Source organism: Herbiconiux sp. FW305-C-125, assembly GCF_058783455.1.
Genome location: NZ_JBYSYO010000037.1, coordinates 1 through 767, shown reverse-complemented (window position 1 = coordinate 767; position 767 = coordinate 1). Strand labels below are relative to the sequence as shown.

The window sequence follows — 767 nt, the reverse complement described above, 5'->3', positions numbered from 1 at the left end:
GGTGCGGAAGATCGTGCATCTGCGGTGGAAGAAGCGCCTCGGCCCCGTCGCGATCGGCGCGAAGCTCGGTGTTCCAGCCTCGACCGTCCACGCCGTCCTGGTGCGGGTGCGACTGAACCGACTGCATCATGTCGATGTCCGAACCGGGGAACCCGTCCGCCGTTACGAACACGACTATCCGGGATCGATGATCCACGTCGATGTGAAGAAGCTCGGCAACATCCCCGACGGTGGCGGGCACCGCTTCGTCGGCCGGCAACAAGGAGACCGGAACCGGGCAGCAACCCCGGGGAAACCACGCAACGCCCACTACAACCCGAAGATCGGGACCGCGTTCGTGCACACCGTGATCGATGACCACTCCCGCGTCGCTTACGCCGAGATCCACGACGACGAAACCGCCGCCACCGCGGTCGCCGTGCTCCGCCGGGCCGTGACCTGGTTCGCCGCCCGTGGCATCACCGTTGAGCGGGTGCTCTCTGACAACGGCTCCGCCTACAAATCCCACCTCTGGCGCGATAGCTGCGCCGAGCTCGGAATCCGCGTGAAGAAGACCCGACCCTACCGGCCACAGACCAACGGGAAGATCGAACGGTTCCACCGAACACTCGCAGACGGGTGGGCATTCTCCCGCCACTACAACAGCGAATCAGCCCGCCGAAACGCTCTCCCGGCCTGGCTCCACGAATACAATCACCACAGGCCCCACACCGCCATCGGAGCAAAACCACCCATCAGCCGGCTAACTAACCTGCCTGGGCAGTACA

At 64.8% G+C, this 767-nt stretch carries 1 protein-coding gene; it reads left to right on the top strand.

The genetic code is table 11. The features are described 5' to 3' along the window. Positions 1-767, top strand: a 767-nt coding sequence (locus tag AC3WLB_RS24285; protein WP_492510491.1) for an IS481 family transposase, incomplete at both ends; no start/stop codon positions are given.